This window comes from Enterobacter sp. BIDMC 30 (assembly GCF_000534355.1).
Taxonomy (GTDB): Bacteria; Pseudomonadota; Gammaproteobacteria; order Enterobacterales; family Enterobacteriaceae; genus Enterobacter; species Enterobacter ludwigii.
The window spans coordinates 418,463-442,095 of record NZ_KI973169.1; the positions used below are offsets into that span (position 1 = coordinate 418,463).

Annotated in this window: 21 protein-coding genes and 4 tRNA genes; 19 read left to right on the plus strand and 6 right to left on the minus strand. The window is 55.7% G+C overall.

Going from position 1 to position 23,633, the window contains the following annotated elements:
• Window positions 1-38 precede the first annotated feature (38 nt).
• The 13 genes from wecB (at window position 39) to L466_RS20195 (ending at window position 10,801) form a co-directional block, all read left to right on the plus strand.
• Window positions 39-1,169, plus strand: coding sequence for a non-hydrolyzing UDP-N-acetylglucosamine 2-epimerase (wecB, locus tag L466_RS20255; protein WP_014172153.1), 1,131 nt, complete (start codon window positions 39-41; stop codon window positions 1,167-1,169).
• Entirely contained in the window at window positions 1,166-2,428 is a 1,263-nt protein-coding gene (gene wecC, locus L466_RS20250) for a UDP-N-acetyl-D-mannosamine dehydrogenase (protein WP_032680084.1), read from the plus strand. Before wecB ends, wecC begins: the two co-directional genes overlap by 4 nt.
• Window positions 2,425-3,102 carry a dTDP-4-amino-4,6-dideoxy-D-galactose acyltransferase gene (rffC, locus tag L466_RS20245; RefSeq protein WP_014172151.1) on the plus strand — a complete coding sequence of 226 codons (678 nt, stop codon included), beginning with the start codon at window positions 2,425-2,427 and terminating at the stop codon, window positions 3,100-3,102. Before wecC ends, rffC begins: the two co-directional genes overlap by 4 nt.
• A gap of 4 nt (window positions 3,103-3,106) precedes the next feature.
• Window positions 3,107-4,237 (plus strand): dTDP-4-amino-4,6-dideoxygalactose transaminase, encoded by a 1,131-nt coding sequence (rffA, locus tag L466_RS20240; protein ID WP_020882890.1) that lies wholly within the window; start codon window positions 3,107-3,109, stop codon window positions 4,235-4,237.
• 1 nt (window position 4,238) lies between these two features.
• Entirely contained in the window at window positions 4,239-5,489 is a 1,251-nt protein-coding gene (gene wzxE / locus L466_RS20235; RefSeq protein WP_032680085.1) for a lipid III flippase WzxE, read from the plus strand.
• On the plus strand, window positions 5,486-6,565 hold the full coding sequence (locus L466_RS20230) for a TDP-N-acetylfucosamine:lipid II N-acetylfucosaminyltransferase (protein ID WP_032680086.1): 1,080 nt from the start codon (window positions 5,486-5,488) through the stop codon (window positions 6,563-6,565). The genes wzxE and L466_RS20230 overlap by 4 nt, the downstream gene beginning before the upstream one ends.
• The gene (gene wzyE / locus L466_RS20225) at window positions 6,562-7,914 is read left to right on the plus strand and encodes an ECA oligosaccharide polymerase (RefSeq protein ID WP_020882888.1); all 1,353 of its coding nucleotides are present in this window, start codon (window positions 6,562-6,564) and stop codon (window positions 7,912-7,914) included. Before L466_RS20230 ends, wzyE begins: the two co-directional genes overlap by 4 nt.
• 12 nt (window positions 7,915-7,926) lie before the next feature.
• A complete protein-coding gene (gene wecG, locus L466_RS20220) occupies window positions 7,927-8,667 on the plus strand; it encodes a lipopolysaccharide N-acetylmannosaminouronosyltransferase (protein WP_032680087.1) in 741 nt (246 codons plus the stop codon).
• Window positions 8,668-8,864: 197 nt separating this feature from the next.
• A complete protein-coding gene (locus L466_RS20215; RefSeq protein WP_014172144.1) occupies window positions 8,865-10,250 on the plus strand; it encodes a bifunctional threonine/serine APC transporter ThrP in 1,386 nt (461 codons plus the stop codon).
• A 102-nt stretch (window positions 10,251-10,352) separates the two neighbouring features.
• Window positions 10,353-10,429 (plus strand) — tRNA-Arg (locus L466_RS20210).
• A gap of 67 nt (window positions 10,430-10,496) precedes the next feature.
• A tRNA-His gene (locus L466_RS20205) sits at window positions 10,497-10,572 on the plus strand.
• Between the two features lie 21 nt (window positions 10,573-10,593).
• Window positions 10,594-10,680: transfer RNA gene (locus L466_RS20200), tRNA-Leu, on the plus strand.
• Between the two features lie 44 nt (window positions 10,681-10,724).
• Window positions 10,725-10,801: transfer RNA gene (locus L466_RS20195), tRNA-Pro, on the plus strand.
• 507 nt (window positions 10,802-11,308) lie between these two features.
• Here the strand turns inward: L466_RS20195 and L466_RS20190 are convergent.
• From L466_RS20190 to hemC, 5 genes are all read right to left on the minus strand, one after another.
• Window positions 11,309-12,520: an MFS transporter gene (locus L466_RS20190; RefSeq protein ID WP_032680088.1), complete on the minus strand. Its 1,212-nt coding sequence runs from the start codon at window positions 12,518-12,520 to the stop codon at window positions 11,309-11,311.
• A gap of 169 nt (window positions 12,521-12,689) precedes the next feature.
• Window positions 12,690-13,889, minus strand: coding sequence for a protoheme IX biogenesis protein HemY (hemY, locus tag L466_RS20185; RefSeq protein ID WP_032680089.1), 1,200 nt, complete (start codon window positions 13,887-13,889; stop codon window positions 12,690-12,692).
• Window positions 13,890-13,891: 2 nt separating this feature from the next.
• The gene (gene hemX, locus L466_RS20180; RefSeq protein WP_032680090.1) at window positions 13,892-15,085 is read right to left on the minus strand and encodes a uroporphyrinogen-III C-methyltransferase; all 1,194 of its coding nucleotides are present in this window, start codon (window positions 15,083-15,085) and stop codon (window positions 13,892-13,894) included.
• A 21-nt stretch (window positions 15,086-15,106) separates the two neighbouring features.
• Window positions 15,107-15,847, minus strand: a complete 741-nt coding sequence (gene hemD / locus L466_RS20175; RefSeq protein ID WP_014172140.1) for a uroporphyrinogen-III synthase — start codon at window positions 15,845-15,847, stop codon at window positions 15,107-15,109.
• Entirely contained in the window at window positions 15,844-16,785 is a 942-nt protein-coding gene (gene hemC / locus L466_RS20170) for a hydroxymethylbilane synthase (protein WP_032680091.1), read from the minus strand. The genes hemD and hemC overlap by 4 nt, the downstream gene beginning before the upstream one ends.
• Window positions 16,786-17,131: 346 nt before the next feature.
• On the opposite strand from hemC, the gene cyaA reads away from it, so the two are divergent.
• Entirely contained in the window at window positions 17,132-19,675 is a 2,544-nt protein-coding gene (cyaA, locus tag L466_RS20165; RefSeq protein ID WP_014172138.1) for a class I adenylate cyclase, read from the plus strand.
• Between the two features lie 43 nt (window positions 19,676-19,718).
• On the opposite strand, the gene cyaY is transcribed toward cyaA, so the two are convergent.
• Window positions 19,719-20,039, minus strand: a complete 321-nt coding sequence (cyaY, locus tag L466_RS20160; protein WP_014172137.1) for an iron donor protein CyaY — start codon at window positions 20,037-20,039, stop codon at window positions 19,719-19,721.
• 135 nt (window positions 20,040-20,174) lie between these two features.
• On the opposite strand from cyaY, the gene L466_RS0122220 reads away from it, so the two are divergent.
• The 5 genes from L466_RS0122220 to yigB are packed head-to-tail and all read left to right on the plus strand — an operon-like array spanning window position 20,175 to window position 23,557.
• Window positions 20,175-20,378, plus strand: coding sequence for an LPS translocon maturation chaperone LptM (locus L466_RS0122220; RefSeq protein ID WP_025202779.1), 204 nt, complete (start codon window positions 20,175-20,177; stop codon window positions 20,376-20,378).
• Window positions 20,379-20,413: 35 nt separating this feature from the next.
• Window positions 20,414-21,238, plus strand: coding sequence for a diaminopimelate epimerase (dapF, locus tag L466_RS20155; protein ID WP_032680092.1), 825 nt, complete (start codon window positions 20,414-20,416; stop codon window positions 21,236-21,238).
• Window positions 21,235-21,942, plus strand: a complete 708-nt coding sequence (locus L466_RS20150; protein ID WP_014172135.1) for a DUF484 domain-containing protein — start codon at window positions 21,235-21,237, stop codon at window positions 21,940-21,942. Before dapF ends, L466_RS20150 begins: the two co-directional genes overlap by 4 nt.
• Window positions 21,939-22,841, plus strand: a complete 903-nt coding sequence (gene xerC / locus L466_RS20145) for a tyrosine recombinase XerC (protein ID WP_032680093.1) — start codon at window positions 21,939-21,941, stop codon at window positions 22,839-22,841. The genes L466_RS20150 and xerC overlap by 4 nt, the downstream gene beginning before the upstream one ends.
• Window positions 22,841-23,557 carry a 5-amino-6-(5-phospho-D-ribitylamino)uracil phosphatase YigB gene (yigB, locus tag L466_RS20140; protein WP_014172133.1) on the plus strand — a complete coding sequence of 239 codons (717 nt, stop codon included), beginning with the start codon at window positions 22,841-22,843 and terminating at the stop codon, window positions 23,555-23,557. The genes xerC and yigB overlap by 1 nt, the downstream gene beginning before the upstream one ends.
• Window positions 23,558-23,633 lie beyond the last annotated feature (76 nt).

A 23,633-nucleotide genomic window follows, 5' to 3' on the forward strand; every position in this document is an offset into this window, starting at 1 on the left:
AGGCTGCGGCCTTCATCGTTTAATCGAAGAGAATCGATGTGAAAGTACTTACCGTATTTGGCACCAGGCCGGAGGCCATTAAGATGGCACCTCTGGTTCATGCGCTGGCCAGTGATCCTGATATTGAAGCGAAAGTGTGCGTCACTGCCCAACACCGTGAGATGCTCGATCAGGTCTTAACTCTCTTTTCTATCGTCCCGGATTACGATCTCAATATTATGAAGCCGGGGCAGGGGTTAACGGAGATAACCTGCCGTATTCTGCAAGAGCTCAAGCCGATTCTGGAGTCCTTCAAACCTGACGTGGTTCTGGTGCATGGCGATACCACCACCACGGTGGCAACCAGCCTGGCTGCGTTTTACCAGCGAATTCCTGTCGGCCACGTTGAGGCGGGTCTGCGTACTGGCAACCTTTATTCGCCGTGGCCCGAAGAGGCCAACCGCACACTCACCGGCCATCTGGCGATGTACCATTTTGCGCCCACCGAAAATTCACGACAGAACCTGCTGCGTGAAAATATTGCCGACAACAAAATCTTTGTCACCGGGAATACGGTGATTGATGCCCTGATTTGGGTTCGTGACCGCGTGCTGTCAAACAACGATCTTCAGAAAGAACTCGCTGCACGCTACCCCTTCCTGAACAATGGCAAAAAAACCATTCTGGTCACCGGCCACCGTCGCGAGAGCTTTGGACGCGGCTTTGAGCAAATCTGTCATGCCCTGGCGGAAATCGCTGCGCAGAATCAGGATGTGCAGATTGTCTACCCGGTACACCTTAATCCTAACGTCAGCGAGCCGGTCAACCGTATCCTTGGGCATATAGAAAACGTCCTGCTGATTGAACCGCAGGACTATTTGCCGTTTGTCTGGCTGATGAACCACGCCTGGCTGATCCTGACCGATTCCGGTGGTATTCAGGAAGAGGCGCCGTCTCTCGGCAAGCCTGTGCTGGTCATGCGTGAAACGACTGAACGCCCGGAAGCGGTGAAAGCGGGCACGGTACGTCTGGTCGGCACCAATGCACAGCTGATCGTCGAAGAGGTGACGCGCCTGCTTCACGACGACGAAGAGTATCAGGCGATGAGCCGGGCCCATAACCCGTATGGCGATGGGCAGGCTTGTGGCCGTATTTTGCATGCACTTAAACACAATCGGGTATCGCTATGAGTTTTACAACCATCTCTGTCATTGGTCTTGGCTACATTGGCTTGCCCACAGCGGCAGCGTTTGCCTCCCGCCAAAAACAGGTTGTGGGCGTGGATATCAACGTGCATGCGGTGGAAACCATTAACCGTGGCGAAATTCATATCGTGGAGCCCGATCTCGGTCGCGTGGTGAAAGAGGCGGTTGATGGCGGATTCCTGCGTGCCAGCACGACGCCGGTCGAGGCGGATGCATATCTGATTGCGGTGCCAACCCCCTTTAAAGGCGACCATGAGCCCGACATGGCTTACGTCGAAGCGGCGGCAAAATCGATTGCACCGGTCCTGAAAAAAGGGGCTCTGGTGATCCTGGAGTCCACTTCACCCGTCGGTGCTACCGAACAGATGGCGCAGTGGCTGGCGCAAGCCCGACCTGACTTACGCTTCCCGCAGCAGGCGGGCGAGCAAGCTGATATCAATATTGCTTACTGTCCTGAGCGCGTGCTGCCAGGTCAGGTGATGGTAGAGCTGATTAAAAACGATCGCGTGATCGGCGGCATGACGCCAGTCTGTTCTGCACGCGCCAGCGCGCTTTACAAGATTTTCCTTGAAGGCGAATGTGTGGTGACCAACTCCCGCACCGCCGAAATGTGCAAGCTCACGGAAAATAGTTTCCGGGACGTGAATATCGCCTTCGCGAATGAACTGTCGCTGATTTGCGCCGATCAGGGGATTAACGTCTGGGAGTTGATTAGCCTGGCGAATCGCCATCCGCGCGTAAATATCCTCCAGCCTGGCCCGGGCGTGGGCGGTCACTGTATCGCTGTCGACCCGTGGTTTATTGTGGCGCAAAACCCGGCGCAGGCCCGCCTGATCCGCACCGCGCGTGAAGTGAATGACAGCAAGCCACACTGGGTGCTCAGTCAGGTGAAAGCCACCGTAGCGGACTGTCTGGCTGAGAGCGGCAAACGCGCCAGTGAGCTGAAAATTGCCTGCTTTGGTCTGGCATTCAAACCGAATATTGACGACTTACGCGAAAGCCCGGCGATGGAGATTGCAGAGATGATCGCTGGCTGGCACACCGGCGAAACGCTGGTGGTTGAACCCAATATTCATGAACTGCCGGCAAAACTGGCGGGCCACTGTACGTTGACCGCGCTGGATGAGGCACTGGCGACGGCGAATGTGCTGGTGCTGCTGGTGGATCATAAAGAATTTAAAGCGACGTCCGGTGATGCCGTACGCCAACAGTATGTGGTTGATACGAAAGGTGTCTGGCGTTGAGCCACCTGAAGGGGGTTCTCGAGTCCCTTGAGTGGGAGAGTGCCTTTTTTGGTCTGCCATCAGCCATCGTGCGCCTGCGCGACGATGCGCCGGTTCTGACTGACGCCGACTTCACCGCCTGGCCGCGGGTACAGGCCAGGATCCCCGCAGACCGTGCCGACCTGCTCGATGCGCTCCAGCAACAAGGTTTTCAGCTGGTTGAAGGCGAGGTTGATCTGTCCCTTACGCTCGCCCGTCATGATTCGCCCGGTGCGGAAGTGGCAACGGAGCAGGATATCCCCGCGCTGCGTCAGATGGCGGCGCAGGCGTTTGCCCGGAGCCGTTTTCGCGCACCGTGGTATGCACCGGACGACAGTGGACGTTTCTACGCCCAGTGGGTAGAGAACGCGGTAAAAGGCACCTTTGACCATGTGTGCCTGGTGTTTCGCACTGCAGACGGCCAGATTGAGGGATTTGTCTCGCTTCGTAAGCTCAACGCGAACGAGGGGCGTATTGGTTTATTAGCCGGGCGCGGCATGGGCGAAAAACTCATGCAGGCGGCGCTTCACTGGGCGCAGCAGCAACAGCTTTTGACTCTGCGGGTGGCAACCCAGATGGGCAACACCGCCGCGCTTAAACGTTATATCGCGAGTGGTGCCAACATCGACGCCACCGCTTACTGGTTATACAGGTGACAAGATGATTCCATTTAACGCACCACCCGTCGTGGGCACTGAACTCGACTATATGCAGTCTGCTATGGGCAGCGGCAAACTCTGTGGTGACGGTGGTTTTACCCGTCGCTGCCAGCAGTGGATGGAGCAGCGGTTTCACAGCGCTAAAGTCCTGCTGACCCCGTCCTGTACCGCATCGCTGGAAATGGCGGCGTTGCTGCTGGATATCCAGCCGGGCGATGAAGTGATCATGCCGAGCTACACCTTCGTCTCTACAGCGAATGCCTTTGTCCTGCGTGGTGCGAAAATCGTCTTTGTGGATATTCGCCCGGATACCATGAACATCGATGAGACGCTGATTGAAGCGGCAATCACGGACAAAACGCGCGCGATTGTGCCGGTTCACTACGCGGGAGTGGCGTGTGAGATGGACACCATCATGGCGATCGCCAAAAAACATGACCTGTTCGTGGTTGAAGATGCCGCTCAAGGCGTGATGTCGACCTATAAAGGGCGAGCGCTGGGAACGATCGGCCATATCGGCTGCTTTAGTTTCCACGAAACCAAAAACTATACCGCCGGTGGCGAAGGTGGTGCGACGCTGATTAACGACCGTGCGCTGGTCGAGCGCGCGGAAGTGATCCGGGAAAAAGGCACCAACCGCAGCCAGTTCTTCCGGGGGCAGGTAGACAAATATACCTGGCGCGATATTGGCTCAAGCTATCTGATGGCCGATCTGCAGGCGGCATACCTGTGGGCGCAGCTGGAGGCAGCGGACCGCATTAATCTTCAGCGCTTGTCCCTGTGGCAAACTTATTACGACGCGCTGCAACCGCTGGCCCAAGCCGGGCGAATAGAGCTGCCGACCCTTCCGGCTGATTGCGTCCATAATGCCCATATGTTCTATATCAAACTGCGCGATAACGACGATCGCAGCAAGTTGATTGCCTGGCTAAAAGAAGCCGAAATTCTGGCGGTGTTCCACTATATCCCGCTGCATTCCAGCCCGGCAGGAGAGGCATTTGGGGTATTCGCGGGTGAAGATCGCTACACCACGAAAGAAAGTGAGCGTTTGCTTCGTTTGCCACTGTTCTACAACCTCGCGCCTGTTAACCAGCGTACGGTGATTAACACCCTTCTGAGTTATTTCGGCTGATATGTCTCTGGCAAAAGCATCGGTGTGGACCGCCGCGTCCACACTTGTCAAAATTGGCGCCGGGCTACTGGTCGTCAAGCTGCTGGCCGTCTCATTCGGCCCTTCAGGCGTCGGGCTGGCAGGCAATTTCCGTCAGCTTGTGACCGTCCTTGGGGTACTGGCCGGCGCAGGGATTTTCAACGGCGTCACGAAATATGTTGCGCAGTACCATGATGATGCGGCCCAGCTTCGCCGTGTTGTCGGTACATCCTCGGCGATGGTCACCGGCTTTTCGACCCTGATGGCGGTTATTTTCCTGCTGGCAGCGGCACCCATAAGCCAGGGGTTATTTGGTCACACCCATTATCAGGGGCTGGTTCGTCTGGTCGCGCTGGTTCAGCTGGGCATTGCCTGGGCTAACCTGCTGCTGGCGCTGATGAAAGGCTTTCGTGATGCGGCCGGGAACGCACTGGCGTTAATCCTCGGCAGCGTCATCGGCGTGATTGCCTACTATTTTTGTTATCGGCTGGGCGGCTATGAAGGCGCGTTGCTGGGGCTGGCGCTGGTACCGGCATTAGTGGTCGTTCCGGCGGCGTTCATGCTAATGAGTCGGGGCACCATTCCGTTGAGTTACCTGAAACCTCAATGGGATAAGGTGCTGGCAAGCCAGCTGGGAAAATTTACCCTGATGGCGCTCATCACCTCCGTCACGCTCCCCGTCGCCTATGTGATGATGCGAAACCTGCTGGCGGCGCATTACAGCTGGGACGAAGTTGGGATTTGGCAAGGGGTGAGCAGTATTTCCGATGCCTACCTCCAATTTATAACGGCTTCCTTTAGCGTCTATTTGCTGCCAACCTTATCGCGCCTGACCTCCAGGCAGGATATCACGCGCGAAATTTCCCGCTCACTGCGGTTTGTCCTTCCCGCCGTTGCGGCAGCCAGTTTAACCGTATGGCTATTGCGCGATGTCGCCATCTGGCTGCTCTTCTCCGCGAAGTTTACCGCCATGCGCGATCTGTTTGCCTGGCAACTGGTGGGCGACGTACTGAAAGTGGGGGCTTACGTTTTTGGTTATCTGGTGATTGCGAAAGCCTCGCTACGGTTGTATATCCTGGCGGAAATCAGCCAGTTTGCATTACTGACCGCATTCTCACACTGGTTGATCCCGTCACACGGTGCGCTGGGGGCGGCTCAGGCCTATATGGCAACCTATATCGTTTATTTCGCTGCCTGTTGCGGCGTATTTTTACTTTGGCGTAAACGCGCATGACTGCACTGATTCACATACTGGGATCGGATATCCCACACCATAACCAGACCGTGTTACGGTTCTTCAATGATGAACTGGCATCGGGGGATCCCGACGCTCGTGAGTTTATGGTTGCCGGTCAGGATAATGGCCTGAGCGTGGCGTGTCCGGCGCTGACTCTCTCTTTCTGGCCGGACAAGGCTGCGCTGGCGAAGGCGGTTGTTGCCAAAGCCAAAGCGGATCGTGAGCAACGTTTCTTTTTCCATGGGCAGTTTAATACCGGCCTGTGGCTGGCGCTCCTGAGCGGGGGGATCAAACCTTCGCAGTGCAGCTGGCATATCTGGGGAGCCGATCTCTACGAAGTCTCCAGCGGCTGGAAATTCCGTCTTTTCTACCCGTTGCGGCGCATGGCGCAGGGGCGTGTGGGATGCGTTTTCGCGACCCGTGGCGATCTCAATTATTTTGCTAAACGCCACCCTGACGTACGCGGTGAGCTACTCTATTTCCCGACCCGAATGAACCCGGCGCTGAACAACATGGCGAATGATACGCCGCGCGAGGGTAAACTGACGATTCTGGTGGGTAATTCAGGCGATCGCAGCAATGAACATCTTGCCGCGCTCAGGGCGGTACATCAGCAGTTTGGCGATACCGTCAATGTGATTGTGCCGATGGGGTATCCGGCCAATAACGATGCCTATATCAATGAGGTCCGCCAGCAGGCACTCGCGTTATTTAGCGCCGCGAATGTGCACATTCTCCACGATAAGCTGGAATTTGATGAGTATCTTGCGCTGCTGCGTCGGTGCGATCTGGGCTATTTCATCTTTGCCCGTCAGCAAGGAATTGGCACGCTGTGTCTGCTGATTCAGGCGGGTGTGCCCTGCGTACTCAATCGCGAAAACCCGTTCTGGCAGGACATGGCGGAGCAGCATCTGCCGGTGCTGTTTACTTCCGACGTGCTTAACGAAGAGGTGGTCCGCGAAGCGCAGAGACAACTGGCGCTGGTGGACAAAAGTGCCATCGACTTCTTTAGCCCGAACTACCTCACGCCGTGGCACCGCGCGCTGCGTATCGCTGCAGGAGACAAAGCATGAGCCAGTTGCAATTCAGCGGCTTACTGATCGTTTGGCTTCTGAGCACTTTATTCATCGCCACGCTCACCTGGTTCGAGTTTCGCCGGGTGCGTTTTAACTTTAACGTCTTCTTCTCGTTACTGTTTCTTCTGACCTTCTTTTTCGGATTCCCGCTGACCAGCATTCTGGTCTTCCGGTTTGACGTGAGTGTTGCCCCGCCCGAGATCCTGCTTCAGGCGATCCTGGCAGCGACCTGCTTCTACGCCGTCTACTACGCCACCTATAAAACGCGCCTGCGTTCAGCGCAATCCACCGCGCCGCGCCGGGCGCTCTTCACCATGAACCGGGTGGAGACGCACCTGACGTGGGTGATGCTGATGACGATCGCGCTGGTAAGCGTGGGTATCTTCTTCATGCACAATGGTTTTCTGCTGTTCAAGCTCCAGTCCTACAGCCAGATTTTTTCTGCCGAAGTGTCGGGCGTGGCGCTTAAGCGCTTCTTCTACTTCTTCATTCCGGCGATGCTGGTGATCTTTTTCCTGCGTCAGGACAGCAAAGCCTGGCTGTTTTTCCTGGTGAGTACCGTCGCCTTCGGTTTCCTGACCTACATGATTGTGGGAGGGACGCGTGCAAACATCATCATCGCTTTCGCAATCTTCCTGTTTATCGGCATCATCCGCGGGTGGATCTCTTTATGGATGCTGGTGGCTGCTGGGGTGTTTGGCATTGTTGGTATGTTCTGGCTTGCCCTGAAGCGCTACGGGCTCAACGTAGCCGGTGACGAGGCGTTTTACACATTCCTCTATCTCACGCGCGACACCTTCTCGCCGTGGGAAAACCTGGCGTTGTTGCTGCAAAACTACGACAAAATCGATTTCCAGGGCCTTGCGCCTATTGTGCGCGACTTTTATGTCTTTATCCCAACCTGGCTGTGGCCAGACCGTCCCGGCGTCGTTCTCAACACGGCAAACTATTTTACCTGGGAAGTGTTGAACAACCACTCAGGCCTTGCGATCTCACCTACGTTGATTGGCTCGCTGGTGGTGATGGGGGGAAGCTGGTTTATCCTGCCGGGGGCGGTGGTGGTGGGGCTGATCATCAAGTGGTTTGACTGGCTCTACGTGCGCGGCAACGAAGAAACAAACCGCTATAAGGCGGCTATTTTGCACAGTTTCTGCTTTGGTGCCATTTTCAATATGATCGTTCTGGCGCGTGAAGGGCTGGATTCATTCGTGTCGCGCGTGGTTTTCTTCATGGTCGTTTTTGGCATCTGCCTGTTACTGGCCAAACTGTTGTACTGGCTGTTTGACAGTGCAGGGCTTGTGCATAAGCGCGAGCCGCAGGGCAGCACAACGCTGTCGCAAGTGTGAGTAGGGAAAGTCATGACGGATAAAACTTCTGCACCGCGCTATACGCTGCGCGGTCTGCAGCTTATTGGCTGGCGCGATATGCAACACGCGCTGGATTTTCTGTTCGCTGATGGTCAGATGAAATCCGGTACGCTGGTCGCCATCAATGCGGAAAAGATGCTGGCGGTGGAAGACAACGCCGAAGTGAGAAGCCTGATAGAAGCGGCTGAATTTAAATATGCCGACGGTATCAGCGTGGTGCGTTCAATCCGCAAAAAGTATCCTGGCGCTAATGTATCTCGCGTGGCAGGGGCCGATCTCTGGGAGCAACTGATGGCACGCGCAGGGGCGGAAGGCACGCCGGTATTCCTGATTGGCGGTAAGCCGGAGGTACTGGCGCAGACCGAAGCGAAATTGCGCAGTCAATGGAATGTTAACATCGTGGGCAGCCAGGATGGCTACTTCAAACCAGAGGCCCGGCAGGCGCTGTTTGAACGCGTTCGCGACAGCGGAGCGAAAATCATCACCGTGGCGATGGGCTCCCCACGCCAGGAGCTCCTGATGCGTGACTGCCGTCAGGTGTGTCCGGATGCCCTTTATATGGGCGTTGGCGGAACGTATGACGTCTTTACCGGCCATGTTAAGCGTGCGCCCAAAGTCTGGCAAAACCTGGGGCTGGAGTGGCTGTATCGCCTGCTATCTCAGCCGACGCGGATTACACGACAGATCCGTCTGCTTCGCTACCTTACCTGGCACTACACCGGGAAAATGTAATCAAAATGTAGCGCGATATGCTGTTCGCGCTGCAACTCCCCTGCAAAACTGCTGCGAATCTGTGCAATGCATTCATTTTTTTTATGCATCGTTTGCCATTTGCCGCATTTTAAGAAACCATTCGCCCCGTATTTTAGTACCCCTAAAAAACAATACCTGGCCTGAAGTCGGGAAACAGCAAACACAATCGAGGATCTATGGCAGAGAAAAAACCGGAGCTACAGCGTGGGCTGGAGGCTCGTCATATTGAACTGATAGCGCTGGGCGGCACTATCGGCGTGGGCCTGTTTATGGGCTCCGCAAGCACGCTCAAATGGGCAGGACCTTCGGTCTTGCTGGCTTATATCATTGCGGGATTGTTCGTTTTCTTCATCATGCGTTCGATGGGCGAAATGCTTTTCATGGAGCCCGTCACGGGTTCCTTCGCCGTTTACGCGCACCGATATATGAGCCCGTTCTTTGGCTACCTGACGGCCTGGTCATACTGGTTTATGTGGATGGCGGTTGGCATCTCTGAAATCACGGCGATAGGGGTCTATGTGCAGTTCTGGTTCCCGGACATGGTCCAGTGGATACCGGCGCTGATTGCCGTGGGGCTGGTGGCACTGGCAAACCTTGCCGCGGTTCGTCTTTATGGTGAAATCGAATTCTGGTTTGCGATGATCAAAGTCACCACCATCATCGTGATGATTGTGGTCGGGCTGGGCGTTATCTTCTTCGGCTTTGGCAACGGCGGGCACGCCATTGGCTTTGGTAACCTGACCGAAAACGGCGGCTTCTTTGCGGGCGGCTGGAAGGGCTTCCTGACGGCACTGTGTATCGTTGTGGCCTCTTATCAGGGGGTCGAGCTTATCGGTATTACCGCGGGTGAAGCGAAAAACCCGCAGGTTACGCTGCGCAGCGCCGTAGGCAAGGTGCTGTGGCGTATCCTGATTTTCTATGTGGGGGCGATCTTCGTTATCGTAACCATCTTCCCGTGGAATGAAATTGGCACGACCGGTAGCCCGTTTGTCTTAACCTTCGCAAAGATTGGTATCACGGCAGCAGCAGGCATCATTAACTTTGTGGTTCTGACGGCGGCGTTGTCAGGCTGCAACAGCGGGATGTACAGCTGCGGACGTATGCTCTACGCGCTGTCCAGAAACAACCAGCTGCCAGCGGCAATGGCAAAAGTTTCGCGTGCGGGCGTGCCGGTTGCGGGTGTGGCGGTGTCGATTGTGATCCTGCTGATTGGCTCTTGCCTGAACTACATCATCCCGAATCCGCAGCGCGTATTCGTTTATGTCTACAGCGCCAGCGTGCTGCCAGGCATGGTGCCCTGGTTTGTTATCCTGATTAGCCAGCTGCGTTTCCGCCAGGCACATAAAAAGGCCATCGCCAGCCATCCGTTCCGTTCCATTCTGTTCCCGTACGCCAACTATTTGACGATGGCGTTCCTGGTTTGCGTATTAATTGGAATGTACTTTAATGAAGATACGCGCATGTCGCTGTTTGTCGGGATGATCTTCCTGGCGGCGGTGACCGCGGCGTATAAGCTTTTTGGTCTGGGCCGCCGCGCTACCTCGCAGAAAGTGGAGGAATAAGCGGCAAAATGTGCAAACCATAACCAAACGCGCATTTTTTTCAAAAAAGCACTAGACAGCGGGGTCGGAGGTACGTAATATCCAGCCCCGCAACGGCGCTAAGCGCCCGTAGCTCAGCTGGATAGAGCGCTGCCCTCCGGAGGCAGAGGTCTCAGGTTCGAATCCTGTCGGGCGCGCCATTTTAGTCCCGGCGCTAGAGCTGCGGTGGTCTGAGAAGTAGTCAGTACCGCGTGAAAGAATACAGTGGTGGCTATAGCTCAGTTGGTAGAGCCCTGGATTGTGATTCCAGTTGTCGTGGGTTCGAATCCCATTAGCCACCCCATTATTGAAAGAGTTGTGAATTGCGAAGGTGGCGGAATTGGTAGACGCGCTAGCTTCAGGTGTTAGTGTTCTTACGGACGTGGGGGTTCAAGTCCCCCCCCTCGCACCACGACTTTTTAATGAATTGAACTAAAAATTCAAAAAGCAGTACATCGGCGAGTAGCGCAGCTTGGTAGCGCAACTGGTTTGGGACCAGTGGGTCGGAGGTTCGAATCCTCTCTCGCCGACCAATTTTGAACCCCGCTTCGGCGGGGTTTTTTGTTTTCTGCGCCTTTCTCTCCTCTGTAGTGATTCCACGACAACAGCCGGCTTCCTTGTCGCGATTCAGCGACACATAACACACTGAAAGTAAAAGATATAATAATTTGGCGGCTTTCGTGTCTCCTCCAGACGACATTTCGTCGTGTTTATCAGCAGGTTGTAGGGTCTAAGATACCGCTCAACAACATAATTTCCTTTTATCTTAAAATGTTGCGCGATGTAAAAGTTCTGCGTGTCAAGTTGGCACGTTACGTGCAATAATATACGTGTAGATGCTCATTCCATCTCTTATGTTCGCCTTAGTGCCTCATAAACTCAGGAATGACGCAGAGCCATTTACGGTGCTTATCGTCCACTGACAGATGTCGCTTCGGCCTCATCAGACACCATGGGCATAACGTTGAGTGAAGCACCAAATATGTTGTCTTACAGACCTGTTTTAACGCCTGCTTTTATAGCAGGCGTTTTTTTATGCCTTATTCCCGGTAAACGTACATGATCAGGGCGACCAGTATCAGAGCGGCTGACGAAACGCTGTAAAGCGCTTGTATGGAGCCAAACCCTGCTGCCGCCATCGCGGCAATACCGGTGAAAAGCGAGGCACTGAGCGTTTGCCAGCGCCAGGCTTTACTGCTGGCCGAAGCCATGTGCGTGGTTTGAAAACTGCTGAGTACGGCAAACGTGCCAGCCGCAAAGAGAACATTTGAGGCCAGGTGTGCGACAAATATCATCCCCAGCGCGCATGCCATCCACCCGGACAACAGCGGGAGCATCCCATACGCGGCAAGGAAGATGCCGAGACACAGTAAAATCCGTGGCGTGTGTGCTGCAAAACGCGTCAGGCTGTCTCTTTTTAGCAGCAGGGGACCGCAAAGTTGTCCCATGCTCCTTGCAAAAAGCAGTGGCAAAGCAAGGCTGGCCGCATCCTGAGGATGGATCTGCTGTGCCATTGCCGGAAGAAGTGCCATGGCCGGTGAACCGACGGCGGCCAGCGCAGGCAAAATCAGCAAACTGCGTTTCTGCCGGATGGTCAACATCTGCCAGCGTAAAGCCGCAGGCGCTTTCTCTTCAGTGGGGACTGCCAGTGTGGGCGCGAAATATACACGACCCACCAGCCAGAGCATGAACAGCGATCCGAGAAAGCTGATGGCATCAATGGCCAGCAAGGCGAGGATGGCGATCTTCTGGAAAAGTACCATCCCCAGCCCGGTGCCTAACAAAACCTGAGCGGCAAAAATCACATTCTCGAGGCAGGTTGCGGCAGGCAGTTCTGCTTCTCTGAGTCCGCGTTTAAAGAGCAGCGTCAGCGCAGGCCAGCTCATCCCGTTGAGCAGTGCTTCGGTGGACTGCACGGCCAGTAACGCAGGGATACTGTGATACTGCACGCCCAGCAGGGGAAAGAGCAGGGCCAGTAAGCCAAGCCCCTCGGTGAGTATCAACAGGGATATCGGAGAATAGCGCGCGCACAGCTTTTCACTGATGAGGCTGCCGATAAAGCCAGGTAGCGTGGCGAAAAGAAAGGCGAGGGTAAGCAGCGCGGGCGGGGCGGACCATGCTAACAGTAAGCCGAAGACCACCACCTGGGTGACGCCATTTCCCAGTGATGTAAAGATAAAGGCACAGGCCAGCAGGCGCAGCCAGCGGTGGCAGCGCAGCGCTTCAATAAGCGCGTACAAAAGGGAGTTCATGACGATTTCCTTTCAAAAACGATTCAGTCCACGCGGCACTCGTCGCGTGTATGGAAAAAAGTTAATGAAAAGACGTCGTTACATTGGCGGGTTCGTTTTAGATGATGTGGTAAAGAATGTAGCAGGCGAAGGGGAATAAAAAAAGGAGGCCGTCTGGCCTCCTTGTTATTTATTGCTGGCTGCCATTATTTTGCAGCGTTAATAACAGTCCATCGCGGCGCATGGCGGCAGCCTCTTCCGGCTTGTGCTGCTTGTCCAGCGAATCGGCAAGCCACGCGTAGTCAAACGCGTCCGGGCGCTGTTTCAGCGCTGCACGGAAGGCGAGACTCGCTTCCTGCCATTCACCGTGCTTCATCAGCGACTGGCCCAGCGTACTCCACAGCAATGGACGGTCGCCGACGGCTTTAATCTGCTGACGCAGCATTTTTTCAATTTGCTCAGGGTTATTGGTTTTCAGACGCGGGATCACCATAACCAGGCGATCGTCATACTGTCGCTTCAGTCCGTCGAGGAGGATCTCCTGCGCCGTGTCATGATCGTCACATTCAATCAGATGTTCTGCCATCGCAACCTGCAACGGAACCTGCTGACGCGTTTTCCGGCTCTGATTCTTCCACCAGGTTTTCAGGCCATCGCTGCCGAGATCGGCACGCGCCTGATCCATCAGGCCAATCCATGCCAGACGCTGAAGTTCATCACGATGCTCATCATCACCGACGTCGGCTTTGGCCATCGACGGAATGATATCCAGCAGTGAACCCCAGGCACCGGTGCGAATATAGGCCTGCTCGGCAAGACGCAGCACTTCCGGGTGGCGTGGCGAGACTTCCAGCAGACGGTCGATACCGTGACGCGCGGCGTGGTTTTCGTTGCGGGCCAGCTGCAGGCGAACGCGGGTGATCTCAACGGGAATCGGGTCTTTCGGAGAAAGTTCTGACGCGCGTTCCAGGTGCTGGTTGGCGCGGGCTTCGTCACCCCGCTGTTGCGCTGCCTCGGCGGCCAGCAGATAGTTCACCACCGGCTGTTCGGCATGGTCAGCATTTTTCGACATCAGCTTTTCAACCTGCTGATAGTCACCCTCGGCCAGCTTAAGCAGTGCCTGCTCAGTCTGCTTACGGGCGCGGCGGCGTTTACGGCCAACGAACCAGCCACGCGTATGCGCACCGGTACGGAAAATTCGGCGCAGGATCCACTCCACCGCAAGGAGCACCACCACACCGAGGATCAGGATGATCACCAGACCCGTTACGCTGGTTTCGATGTTGTAGTTATCGGTCTGGATCAGGACGTAACCCTGATGACCGGCAAGCATCGGCCCCAGCACGATCCCGGCGATCAGCAGGATGAAGAGTAAGAGTACTTTAAGCATCATTACTCTCCTTGTGGCGCGCTTTCAGGCGCTGGCGCGGCGGCAGGGGCCTGGGCGTGAGGTTCTGCCGGAACGCCCGGCTGCGCCAGCAGGTTGCGCACGCGCGTCTGCATCAGTTTCTCCAGAATCGGCTGGCTTTCCAGCTTGTCCGGCACGTTCATGGTGATGTTCTGCTGGCTCAGTTTATCAATGTCATCGAGGAAAGCCGTGGTCGTGGCATCATCGGTATTGTAGTAAGCACGTACCCATGTCGAGACGTTATCAAGCGCCTGTTTGTAGGTTTCTTCCTGATGACGCGGCACGGCCTGGGCCGCCACCAGCAGGCGGGAGCGAATGTTTTCGCGCAGATAAATGTCCTGATTCGGCGCTAACAGCGGAACGGCGGTTTCGTCGCGGCGGCGGATAGTAATGAAGCTATCCATAAAGTTCTGCCAGCTTTTTTGCAGGTTCACGCGCCATTCGCTCAGGGAGCTGGAAAGCTCGGTGCCGTCAGAATCCATCGGGGAGTCATCGTCGTTGTTATCCGCCAGCTGCAGGTTATCAATCTGGTTTGAAAGCTGATTGACCTTCAGGATGATGCCATCGTAGTCCACCTGCGAAACGGCAGAGAGGCTGGCGATATCTTCGGTAATGGCACGACGCGCGGTAATGAGGCTCGGATCGTTCATGTCTGCCAGGCTCGCATCAGCGCTTTTCAGCAGCGCGGCGGCGGTGGTGACGTCCTGATCGCTCCAGAGCTTACGTCCGGCCAGCTTCACCAGGAAATCGGCCTGCGAGAGCAGCCAGGTTTTGGCATCGGTACCGGAAATCGTGGCGACTTTCTGCTGCACGTCGTCCAGCTGTTTGGTCAGCTCTTCCTGTTTGCTGTTCTCCTCAGCGAGCGCCGCGGACTGCTGTTTAATCACCGTTTCCAGTTCAGTTTTCTGCGTCTCCTGCGCTTTTTGCAGGGCGGTAAGCTGATTGACCAGCGTGTCGTTGGTCGCTGTCTGGCTGGAACCTTGCTGTTTCACCAGGCCATAGAGGCCAACGCCTGCGGCCAGCGCAATGGCGATGGCTATCGCGCTCAGCGCGAGGCTGGTTTTATTGCTGCCGTTCTTCTTCTCAACGGTTTTCTCAGTCGTTTCTGACTGCGGCGTGATGTCCACAGTCTCCCTGGTCTCTTCAACCACGGCGGAGGATTTATCGTGTTCCGTCATTATGGCTTCCCATTATGAGAGTTATTGTAATGCGCGCAGCAGCGCATCGTTGTCAGCGTTATCAGCGATCCGAATATCTTGCCAGCCCAGTTCCCGGGCCTGGTTCGCCAGACGCTCACTGACGACCAGAAGCCGGCAGTGGAGTAACCAGTTTTCACGATACCAAAGGGGCACCAGCGACCAGAGCTGCTGCAGCATTTCACCGCTGGTCACCACCAGGGTCGTAATGCCGCGCATATGCCAGCGCATCGCCTCTTCCGCACCATCGTAATGTTTTGCACAACGCTGATAGCATTCGCAGAACGTGACCTCAGCCCCGCGTTCCCGCAGCGTTTCGCCCAACAGTTCGCGCCCGCCGTTACCGCGTAAAATGAGTGCACGCTTTCCGGCAATAGTTTGTAATTCAGGTAATTGTAGCAAGACTTCGCTGATTTCCCGATCTAACGGGTAACGAACGTCTGTTCCGCTTACGGTATGCAACGCCAGTGCCGTTGTACGACCAATCGCAAAATAGTGAGGGGCGGTTGGCCAGTTAAGCCCCTGCTGTTGTAGCTGCGCCTGGGCAAATTCCACCGCATGTTGCGACAGCGCAAACAGCAAGTCGCCCTGCTGGAGGGTATTCATATGGTCGGCAAGCGCGGACAGCTCCCGACCGGGGGAGAATTCAATGAGCGGAAAACTCCAGGCCACCTGCCCCAGTGCGCGCAGACGGCTCACTAATTGCTCTCCTGCGGGAGAAGGGCGGGTGACAAGAATACTCATGCAGGGGGTTCTCCATTATAAACCTCAGCCAGGATCTCGCGGGCGCCGTTATCCAGCAGCTCTTCTGCCAGCGACACGCCAAGCTGTTCGGCATCTTGCGCTTTACCACGACGTTCGCCGCGGACCATCTGTGAACCATCCGGTGCGCCAACCAGCGCTCGCAGCCACAGTTCACCGTTAATTAATTCAGCATAGCTGCCAATCGGCACCTGACACCCTCCTTCGAGGCGGGTGTTCATGGCGCGCTCGGCGTTTACGCGGATAGCGGTCTCATCATGGTTCAGCGGGGCAAGCAGCGTGCGGGTACGCTCATCATCCAGACGGCATTCAATGCCGACGGCCCCCTGACCCACAGCCGGCAGCGACAGCTCAGGCGGCAACGCGACGCGAATGCGCGACGTCAGCCCCAGGCGCTTCAGACCCGCAACCGCGAGGATAATGGCATCGTAATCGCCGTTATCCAGCTTGCTCAGACGCGTACCAACGTTACCGCGCAGCGAACGAATGATCAGGTCCGGACGACGTTCTGCCAGCTGACACTGACGACGTAAACTGGACGTGCCAACCACGCTGCCTTCTGGCAACGCATCGAGCGAATCATAGTGATTGGAGACAAACGCATCGCGCGGATCTTCACGCTCGCAAATGGTCACCAGCCCCAGCCCTTCCGGGAACTCGACGGGCACATCTTTCATCGAATGTACGGCGATATCGGCGCGGTTCTCAAGCAATGCCAGTTCCAGTTCTTTGACAAACAGGCCCTTGCCGCCCACTTTAGCCAGTGGCGTATCAAGGATCACGTCACCGCGCGTGACCATCGGCACCAGCTCGACGCACAATCCACTGTGGCAGGCTTCAAGGCGCTGCTTAACATAATGTGCCTGCCAGAGCGCAAGAGGGCTTTGGCGTGTGGCAATTCTCAAAACATTGTCTAACATGCTTGTTACCGTCATTATCAATCGCTAACCATCCTAACATTGTTGACTCTGGGATGGCAGTTTTACGGTGATGAAGAAGAGAGGGACAGGGCGGGGTTCTCGTCAGCCACAGCCGTATTAAGGAATTTACACGTACAGAACGGTGCTACACTGTATGTAGCGCATCTTTCTTTACGGTCAACCGGCAAGGTGTTAAATTGATCACGTTTTAGACCATTTTTTCGTCGGTACCACCATAATGATAAGGGCGAAAAAAGGTAACGGTTCTCTTTTTGTAATACTGCGGGTCCGCTGTTATTTCTGTTTTGAATAGCGTGCGACACCCGGAAACATCAGGCGATACGTCTTGTACCTCTATATTGAGACTCTGAAACAGAGACTGGATGCCATAAACCAACTGCGTGTCGATCGCGCGCTTGCTGCTATGGGCCCTGCTTTCCAGCAGGTATACAGTCTTCTGCCGACATTATTGCACTATCACCATCCGCTGATGCCTGGCTACCTTGACGGTAACGTTCCCAGAGGCATCTGTCTTTTCACGCCTGATGAAACCCAACAACACTACCTGACCGAACTTGAACTCTACCGTGGTATGCCGCCGCAGGAATCACCGAAAGGTGAACTGCCGATTACAGGCGTTTACACCATGGGCAGCACCTCCTCGGTTGGGCAAAGCTGTTCTTCGGACCTGGACATCTGGGTCTGTCATCAGTCCTGGCTCGATAATGACGAGCGTCAGCTGCTGCAGCGAAAGTGCAGCCTGCTGGAAAGCTGGGCCGCGTCGCTTGGCGTAGAAGTCAGTTTCTTCCTGATTGATGAAAACCGTTTCCGTCATAACGAAAGTGGCAGTCTGGGTGGTGAAGACTGCGGCTCAACCCAGCACATCTTATTGCTGGACGAGTTTTATCGTACTGCCGTACGCCTGGCCGGTAAGCGTATTCTGTGGAATATGGTGCCGTGCGACGAAGAAGAGCATTACGACGATTACGTAATGTCGTTGTACTCCCAGGGTGTGTTGACACCAAATGAATGGCTGGATCTGGGTGGCCTCAGTTCGCTTTCCGCCGAAGAGTACTTTGGCGCGAGCCTCTGGCAGCTCTATAAAAGCATTGATTCGCCGTATAAGGCCGTGCTGAAAACCCTGCTGCTGGAAGCCTATTCCTGGGAATACCCCACGCCGCGTTTGCTGGCGAAAGATATCAAGCAGCGTCTGCACGACGGAGAAATTGTCTCCTACGGGCTGGATGCTTACTGCATGATGCTTGAACGCGTCACCGAATACCTGAAAGCCATTGATGACACCACGCGTCTCGATCTGGTGCGTCGATGTTTCTATCTCAAAGTCTGTGAAAAACTCAGCCGCGAACGCGCATGCGTAGGCTGGCGTCGTGAAGTGGTCAGTCAGTTGGTTAAAGAGTGGGGATGGGACGAAGAACGTCTGTCGATGCTTGATAACCGCGCCAACTGGAAAATCGATCAGGTGCGTGAAGCGCACAACGAACTGCTCGATGCCATGATGCAAAGCTACCGCAACCTTATCCGCTTTGCGCGTCGTAACAATCTCAGCGTTTCCGCCAGCCCGCAGGATATCGGGGTGTTGACGCGTAAACTGTATGCGGCGTTTGAAGCATTGCCGGGTAAAGTCACGCTGGTTAACCCGCAGATTTCACCGGACCTGTCAGAACCGAACCTGACCTTTATCTATGTGCCGCCGGGCCGCGCAAACCGCACCGGGTGGTACCTGTACAACCGTGCGCCAAGCATGGACTCGATCATCAGCCATCAGCCGCTGGAATATAACCGCTACCTGAACAAGCTGGTGGCCTGGGCCTGGTTCAACGGCCTGCTGACCTCGCGTACCCGGCTGTTTATCAAAGGCAACGAGGTTGTCGATTTAGCCAAACTGCAGGAGATGGTGGCGGATGTCTCCCACCACTTCCCGCTGCGTCTGCCGGCACCGACGCCAAAAGCGCTCTACAGTCCGTGTGAAATTCGCCATCTGGCGATTATCGTCAACCTGGAATATGACCCGACGGCGGCCTTCCGCAATCAGGTGGTCCATTTTGATTTCCGCAAGCTGGATGTCTTTAGCTTTGGCGAGCAGCAAAACTGCCTGGTGGGCAGCGTAGACCTGCTGTACCGCAACTCGTGGAACGAAGTGCGTACTCTGCACTTCAACGGCGAGCAGGCGATGATCGAAGCGCTGAAAACGATTCTCGGCAAGATGCACCAGGACGCTGCGCCGCCGGACAGCGTTGAGGTGTTCTGCTATAGCCAGCATCTGCGCGGTCTGATCCGTACCCGTGTGCAGCAGCTGGTTTCAGAGTGCATCGAACTGCGCCTCTCCAGTACCCGTCAGGAAACCGGTCGCTTTAAAGCGCTGCGCGTCTCTGGACAGACCTGGGGCCTGTTCTTCGAGCGCCTGAATGTTTCAGTACAGAAGCTGGAAAACGCCATCGAGTTCTACGGCGCCATTTCGCACAACAAGCTGCATGGCCTGTCAGTGCAGGTGGAAACCAACCACGTGAAACTGCCACAGGTCGTGGATGGCTTTGCGAGCGAAGGGATTATTCAGTTCTTCTTTGAAGAGTCGGGTGACGACGCCGGTTTCAACATCTACATCCTGGATGAGACGAACCGCGCTGAGGTTTATCACCACTGTGAAGGCAGTAAAGAGGAGCTGGTGCGCGACGTCAGCCGCTTCTATTCGTCCTCACATGACCGCTTTACCTACGGCTCCAGCTTCATCAACTTTAACCTGCCGCAGTTCTATCAGATTGTGAATGTAGACGGACGTTCGCAGGTGATTCCGTTCCGTACGCAGGCCGTTACGCCAGCGGTTCCCGCCAGCCAGGACACTACCCCGCTGTTGCAGCAGTATTTCTCCTGACAGTTTTTGCCCGGTATGCAGCGCACCACCGGGCAAAACAGACTCAACGAAAACGCACGTCTTCGCCTGCCTGCGCGGTCGCCGCCTGTTCCAGCAGATCCCAGAACGTTTCGCCGCTACGGTCACACACCCATTCGCCCTCTTTCAGATCGAAATGGTAGCCACCCTGTTTGGCGGCCAGCCAGACCTGGTGAAGCGGCTCCTGGCGGTTAATAATAATTTTGCTGCCGTTTTCGAAGCTCAGGGTCAGAATGCCGCCGTTGATCTCACAATCGATATCGCTGTCGCCGTCCCAGTCGTCAAGCCGCTCTTCGATGGTCATCCATAAGGTGTCTGCAAGGCGATGGAATTCACTGTCGTTCATGGTTTTGTTCCTGTTTTTCGTGATGCCGGCAGTATAACGCTAAATAATTCCCGTTGCAGGAAAGCGGCAAACTCTTGCTTTTGTGTCTTCTCCTGCGATGATAGAAACAGATTTGAACTTACGGGCAACTTTATAATGAAAAACGTTTTCCGAACGCTTGCCGTTCTCATCACGCTGTTTAGTCTGACGGGCTGTGGACTGAAGGGACCGCTTTACTTCCCGCCAGCGGATAAAACGGCGCCGCCGCCGACGAAACCTGTGCAAAGCGGTATTGAGTCTTCCACGCCAGACACGAACGATCGTGGCAATAATGGTGGTCCGACTCAGGTTAATCTCTGACGATTACGTTCTGTACCCGCGCAATGGAGCGAATGATGCAGTTCTCTAAGATGCATGGCCTTGGCAACGATTTTATGGTCGTCGACGCGGTAACGCAGAATGTCTTTTTCTCCCCGGAACTGATCCGCCGCCTGGCGGATCGGCATCTGGGCGTGGGGTTCGATCAGCTGCTGGTGGTTGAGCCGCCGTACGATCCTGACCTCGATTTCCACTACCGTATTTTTAACGCTGACGGCAGTGAAGTCTCCCAGTGCGGCAACGGTGCGCGCTGTTTTGCCCGCTTTGTCCGCCTGAAAGGGCTGACGAACAAGCGCGATATCCGCGTCAGTACCGCGAATGGTCGCATGGTGCTCAGCGTCACCGATGACGATCTGGTTCGCGTGAATATGGGCGAGCCGAACTTTGAACCTTCCGCCGTGCCGTTTCGCGCAAACAAAGCGGAAAAGACCTATATTATGCGTGCGGCCGAGCAGACAGTATTGTGTGGCGTCGTCTCGATGGGAAACCCGCACTGCGTGATTCAGGTTGATGATGTGGAGACCGCCGCCGTTGAAACCCTCGGCCCGGTGCTGGAAAGCCATGAACGCTTCCCGGAACGCGCGAACATTGGTTTTATGCAGGTGGTGAAGCGTGAACACATCCGTCTGCGGGTGTATGAACGCGGCGCGGGCGAAACCCAGGCCTGCGGAAGCGGTGCCTGCGCGGCAGTGGCCGTCGGCATCGCTCAGGGGTTACTGGCAGAAGAGGTTCGCGTGGAGTTACCAGGCGGTCGTCTTGATGTCGCCTGGAAAGGACCGGGTCATCCGCTGTTTATGACTGGCCCGGCGGTACATGTCTATGACGGGTTTATCCATCTATGAAGCAACCAGGGGAAGAACTGCAGGAAACGGTGACGGAACTGGACGACAGTGCTGTTGTTGATTATCTGCTGAACAATCCCGCGTTTTTTATTCGCAATGCACGTCTTGTCGAACAGATGCGCGTGCCGCATCCGGTGCGCGGGACCGTGTCGCTGGTCGAATGGCACATGGCTCGCGCGCGCAACCACATCAATCAGCTTGAAGAGAACATGACGCTGCTCATGGAACAGGCGAACAATAACGAAAGCCTGTTCTATCGACTGCTGCATCTGCAGGCGCGTCTGGCCTCGGCCCACAGCCTTGACGAGTTTCTCAGCCGTTTCCACCGCTGGGCGCGAGAACTGGGGCTTGCAGGCGCAACCCTTCGTCTCTTCCCCGACCGCTGGCGCATTGGTGCACCGTCTGGTTTCACCCATCTGGCGCTCAGCCGTCAGGCGTTTGAGCCGCTACGTATTCAGCGCCTGGGTCATCAACATCACTATCTGGGGCCGCTGAACGGACCAGAATTGCTGGTGGTATTGCCAGAAGCCAAAGCGATTGGCTCGGTGGCCATGTCATTGATGGGGCGCGATGGCGACTTAGGCGTGATGTTATTTACCAGTCGCGACGCGCATCACTATGAGCAGGGGCAAGGTACGCACCTGTTGCAGGAGATCGCCCTGATGCTGCCTGAGCTGCTGGAGCGCTGGATTGAGCGCGTATGACGGACGGACTTCTTGCCACTGACGTCGCGCGCTTTCTGCGCTACCTGGGAGTTGAACGTCAGCTTAGCCCCATAACGCTGCTGAACTATCAGCGTCAGCTTGATGCCATCATTCAGATTGCCGATGAAATCGGCCTGAAAAGCTGGCAACAATGTGACGCTGCGACGGTTCGTGGAGTCGTCGTGCGTAGCCGCAGGAAAGGGTTAGGCCCGGCGAGTCTGGCGCTCAGGCTCTCTGCCCTGCGCAGTTTCTTCGACTGGCTGGTGAGCCAGGGCAGCCTTAAAGCCAACCCGGCGAAAGGCATTGCCACGCCAAAAGCACCGCGTCATCTGCCTAAAAATATCGACGTCGATGATGTCAATCGCCTGCTGGATATCGATCTTAACGATCCGCTGGCGGTGCGTGACCGCGCGATGCTGGAGGTGATGTACGGTGCCGGACTGCGTCTGTCTGAACTGGTCAATCTCGATATAAAACATCTCGATCTGGATACCGGCGAAGTGTGGGTGATGGGCAAAGGCAGCAAAGAGCGCCGCCTGCCGATTGGTCGCAACGCTGTCGCCTGGATTGAGCACTGGCTTGACCTGCGCGGGCTGTTTGGCACGGAAGAAGAGGCGCTGTTCCTGTCGAAACTCGGCAAGCGGATCTCGGCGCGTAACGTGCAGAAGCGTTTTGCGGAGTGGGGCATTAAGCAGGGGCTGAACAGCCATGTTCACCCGCACAAGCTGCGCCACTCTTTTGCGACCCACATGCTTGAATCAAGCGGCGATCTGCGCGGCGTGCAGGAACTGCTCGGCCACGCGAATTTGTCCACCACCCAAATTTATACCCACTTAGACTTCCAGCACCTTGCCTCGGTGTATGACGCGGCGCATCCACGCGCCAAACGGGGGAAATAATGCGTTTTTACCGCCCACTGGGTCAGATATCAGCCCTTACCTTTGACCTTGATGACACCCTTTATGATAACCGCCAGGTGATCCTGCGTACCGAGCAGGAGTCGCTGGCGTTTGTGCAGAACTATCACCCGGCGCTGAAGACGATGCAGAACAAGGACTTCCAGCAGCTGCGTCAGTCCCTGCGGGAGACCGAGCCGGACATTTACCATGACGTGACCGAATGGCGTCGACGTGCGGTTGAACAGGCGATGCTGAATGTTGGCATGAGCGCGCGTGATGCGGCGATAGGGGCTGAAGCGTCCATGGAAAACTTCGCCAAATGGCGCAGCCGTATTGATGTGCCACAGGAAACCCACGATACGCTGGCCGCGCTGGCAGAGAAGTGGCCGCTGGTGGCGATTACCAATGGCAATGCCCAGCCTGAGCTGTTTGGTCTTGGCGATTATTTTGAGTTTGTGCTGCGCGCGGGCCCGCACGGGCGCTCGAAACCGTTTAACGATATGTATCACCTGGCGGCGGAAAAACTGAACCTGCCGCTCGGCGAAATGTTGCATGTGGGTGATGACCTGACCACGGACGTGGCCGGGGCGATCCGCTGCGGCATGCAGGCCTGCTGGATCAAGCCGGAAAACGCTGACCTGATGACAACGCCGGACAGCCGTCTTCTGCCGCACGTGGAAATTTCACGGTTGGCATCCCTCACGACGCTGATATAATCATCAATTGTTCTGTATAAATTAACAGGGTTTTGGCGAAGGAATCACATTCGCCTGCCTGACATTACGTGACGGT